Here is a 3,768-nt window from a genome sequence, read left to right as displayed (position 1 = left end):
TGGTCCTCAAGAATGAAAGTTTGGTTCAGTTACAAGTAAAATTAGCAAGGCTGGAAGGCGCAACAGATGCCCATAATGAAGTAATCAAACGGCTTGAAAATAAGGCAGACAGTTTAAAAGAGATGCTTATTGCAAGGAATATAACCATTGAAGGCCAGACAGCTAAAATAACACAATTGACTACGGATATTAATGGATTACAGGCTCAGCAAAAAGAATGGACAAGTAAAAATGAAGCATTAACTTTAGAGGTTAACTCACTGAAACCAAAATCAGGAGATGTCGGGACAGTTCTTAAGGATACCAAACCAGCAGATCCTGTGAAAGAGGAAATAAAAACCGGTACTAAGCCAGAGGCAGTAGTCAAAAACTAACCATGAACTATTCACTTACGGGTAACCGGCATTTGCTTTGGGGATATCAGTTCGATATAAGTTGAAATTGGGAAGTCGATTTTAAACCAGCTTCCCAATTAAATATGGCATTCAATTTATCAGGTACACAAAGCAATTAAAGCAGCGCATACGCTTATTACTTCATGGAATTATTTACAGGCTGGCTATCAACAAATTGMTCAAAGCTGGTAATCTTCCCGGCTTTCAATTTCCAAACGTGTGCTACCCTCGCCTCAAAATTCTTCCCAGTGGCTTTGTTGCTACCCGAGTAAGTGCCATAGGCAACCACCTTATCGTCGCCGGCGACATAGTCTTCAGGTGTAAATTTATAATCTATCCATTCGCTGCCTAAGCGATAAAATACATTTCTGATAACTTCTTCTAAACCAATATAAGTACCGGCATAGGGAAAGCCCTTAGCTTCGGTCCAGGTGACGCTTTCTGCCACATATTTTGCCAGGTTTTTTCCGTTTTCTTCAGAAGTTTTCCCCTCGTATGTGCTCCTTACTATCTCTAAATTTGTCATTTTGTTTTTTTAAAAGAATAACCTGACAACGCGATAAACATTGCCAGGCTGAAAAGGGCTCATAATTTTACCATTTCATTTCGCCTGTATTTACTTTTGCACCTATTTGCAAGGCGATGTCAAAAGTAAGCGCAGGATATTTTGCTTTTAAAGTGGCTATCAAGGCGGCCGATGTTTTGTTGGTTTTCAAAACCTCTTCATAGAATTGGATATAATTTTTTGTATGCTTTACAGCGCTAAGATCGAATGCGCTTTCAGATTTGGCGTGAGCCGGAACTACAATTGTTGGCTGCAACGCCTCAATTTTATCTAAAACGCTGATCCATTCTTTACGGGCTTCCGCTGTTTGTGCATCAGCCATCCAAAGATGAAAAGTGGTTCCAAATACATTGATACCACCAATCACGGCTTTGATGGAAGGTATCCAGACAAAAGTTTTAGCCGGAAATTCTTCTAAACCAATGATCTCTAATTTCTGGCCTTCCAGGTCAATGCTGTTTCCTTTTAGAACCTGCGGTAAAACAACGTTTGAAGTAACTTTATTACCCAATTGCCCGCCCCAAACATCTAATTTCTTTTGAGCCGTTGCTTTAATGTGCTCTACTGTTGCTGGTGAAGCATAAGCTGTAACTTCAGGGAAATATTTTTTGAATACTTCCAATCCGAAATAAAAATCAGGGTCGCCATAAGAAACATAAATAGCAGTTAATTTTTTACCTGAATTTTTGATTTCCTGAGCTACCTTTTCAGCGTCTGCCAGGGTAAATTGAGCGTCGATCAGTACCGCATCTGTTTTTCCTGATATGATAACCGAAGCTACACCAAAACTATTTTCTGATGCGTTGTAAACTTGTAGTTTTAGATTGCTTGCTTCAATAGTTTTGAAACTTTGTGCCTGTACGTCCATTTTGAATAAGTTTAAGATGATTAAAAAAGTTGCTGAAATAACTGGTTTCATTTTTTTGTATTTAATGACGATGCAAAGATGCGGTCATTAAATACCTAAAAAAGTTGAACAAGTTCAATAAATGAAGTTCAGCCTATCTTTTACGGGCAATTTTATTTCTTATCTTACTCAAAAATTCGTGACTGATGCCCAGGTAAGCTGCTATCTGAAGATTAGAAAGTCGTTGATAGAGGAGGGGATATCTTTCTATAAAGTCAGCATAGCGTTGATCAGCGGTTTTACCTAAATTATCTATCATTCTTCTTTGTAGAGCAACGTGGGTTTTTTGGGTCATAATCCGGAATAACTTTTCTATTTTGGGTAAATTAGCATAGGCAAATTCCTTGTCTTTTTTTAAAATTAAAAGTACCTCACTATCCTCAATTGCTTCAATAAAAAGCTGTGACGGTCTTTCATTATTGAAGCTGTCAATATCCGTAATCCACCAGTTTTCTATGGCAAAATAAACAATCTGCTCTGCTGCGTTTTTGTCAATATGATACACCCGGAATATGCCTTTGGTAACAAAGCCCTCAAACCAGCAGACTTCGCCCGCGCTTAAAAGCATTTGTTTTTTGCTGACTTTCTTCAATTCAAACAGCTCCGTAAAGCTGGAAAGTTCTGCCTCAGTTAGATGGACATGTTGTTCAATATTTTCCCGTAGCAATTGGTACATTGTAAATAATCAGGTAAACTTTAAAGATCTGGATGTATATAAATAAATGCTATATTGAGAAATATCCTATTTGTTCCCGCAAGTTAATGATTAGCACTGAGTGAGCAGAGCATTAATTGCTTACCTAAATGGAATAGATAAGTATGGTACACACTTTATTTTATTGGCTGTGGTTGTTTCTTATTTGGGTTATCTGAAATTACGTCAAAATCAACCTCAGTCCCGAACTATGCAAAATTAAACTAAAAAACCCTCTCTACTTAACCGTAAAGAGGGTTTTTTTTATTCCAGTAAAGTTGGGTGCTACCTAACTTTTCCTGTACCCAGCGCCGGAGTCGAACCGGCACGGTTTCCCACAGGTGTTTGAGACCAGCGCGTCTACCAATTCCGCCAGCTGGGCATACTATGCTGTAATGATCAATGATTTCTTACAGGCGGGCTGCAAATGTATCTAAACTCTCTTTAATTCGCAACAGATATTTTTGTCTATAATAAATATCAGCAATTTTTATGCGGCGTTCTTCCTGTGCGCTATGGTCGAGTTTGGTATAACCGGCCGTTAAACCAGATAACTTTTCATTAATATCTCCCTCAATAGCAAGCACTTCTGCTGTTATAGATCCCAATTCTCCCGAGTCGTCAACTTCCATTAGCCGCTCGTTAATATCCATCATTTCCATTAAAAAATCTGCCGGCAATTGCGGTTTTGCACCCTCAGATACCAGATCATGCAGCTTTAAAATGTATTCCATTCGGCGTGCCGGGTCGTTTAAAACATGGAAAGCTTTATTATTTAAGGTCGATAGTTCCAGTATTTCCTGTTGTTTTATCTCATCTTCRCCAGCATAAAAATCGGGATGATAAAGTTTACTTAGCTCATAAAACTTCTTTTTAAGCATAACCGGTTCAATATTGAAAGATTCGGGGATGCCATAAAACTCAAAATAATTCATAGCACGAATTTCACGAATATTATCCGATTTTACGAATTCTTAGCGATTAGAACGGCACCAGTGCAGTAAAACTCAAGAAATCCTTGACAGAATCCTAACCCTTATGAATCATCGTAAATTAAAATTATCTCTTACATTTATGCTTTGATCATATTATATCTAAATTATGACTAATTATTCTACGATATCACCTCAACCTGCCATATCACTTCCTAAAACAACAGGAGGCCGCATTAAATCAATCATCGGTGGCTCATTGGGTAATTTGGTTG

At 38.0% G+C, this 3,768-nt stretch carries 5 protein-coding genes and 1 tRNA gene; 1 reads left to right on the top strand and 5 read right to left on the bottom strand.

The window, feature by feature from the left end; all coding sequences use genetic code 11:
- Positions 1-374: hypothetical protein (locus AC1DPZ_RS23780; RefSeq protein WP_477408140.1), on the top strand; the 374-nt coding region annotated here is incomplete at its 5' end.
- A gap of 157 nt (positions 375-531) precedes the next feature.
- On the opposite strand, the gene AC1DPZ_RS23775 is transcribed toward AC1DPZ_RS23780, so the two are convergent.
- The 5 genes from AC1DPZ_RS23775 to hscB form a co-directional block, all read right to left on the bottom strand.
- The gene (locus tag AC1DPZ_RS23775; RefSeq protein ID WP_477408138.1) at positions 532-921 is read right to left on the bottom strand and encodes a nuclear transport factor 2 family protein; all 390 of its coding nucleotides are present in this window, start codon (positions 919-921) and stop codon (positions 532-534) included.
- A 67-nt stretch (positions 922-988) separates the two neighbouring features.
- Positions 989-1,879 carry an MBL fold metallo-hydrolase gene (locus tag AC1DPZ_RS23770; protein WP_477408136.1) on the bottom strand — a complete coding sequence of 297 codons (891 nt, stop codon included), beginning with the start codon at positions 1,877-1,879 and terminating at the stop codon, positions 989-991.
- Positions 1,880-1,961: 82 nt separating this feature from the next.
- Positions 1,962-2,543, bottom strand: coding sequence for a Crp/Fnr family transcriptional regulator (locus AC1DPZ_RS23765; RefSeq protein ID WP_477408134.1), 582 nt, complete (start codon positions 2,541-2,543; stop codon positions 1,962-1,964).
- Positions 2,544-2,863: 320 nt separating this feature from the next.
- Positions 2,864-2,943 (bottom strand) — tRNA-Leu (locus tag AC1DPZ_RS23760).
- A 28-nt stretch (positions 2,944-2,971) separates the two neighbouring features.
- Positions 2,972-3,496 carry a Fe-S protein assembly co-chaperone HscB gene (gene hscB, locus AC1DPZ_RS23755; RefSeq protein WP_477408132.1) on the bottom strand — a complete coding sequence of 175 codons (525 nt, stop codon included), beginning with the start codon at positions 3,494-3,496 and terminating at the stop codon, positions 2,972-2,974.
- Positions 3,497-3,768 lie beyond the last annotated feature (272 nt).

Source organism: Mucilaginibacter sp. P4_G9 (assembly GCF_056400985.1).
The sequence above is the reverse complement of the archived record's forward strand: the minus strand, read 5'-3'. Positions and strand labels throughout refer to the sequence as shown.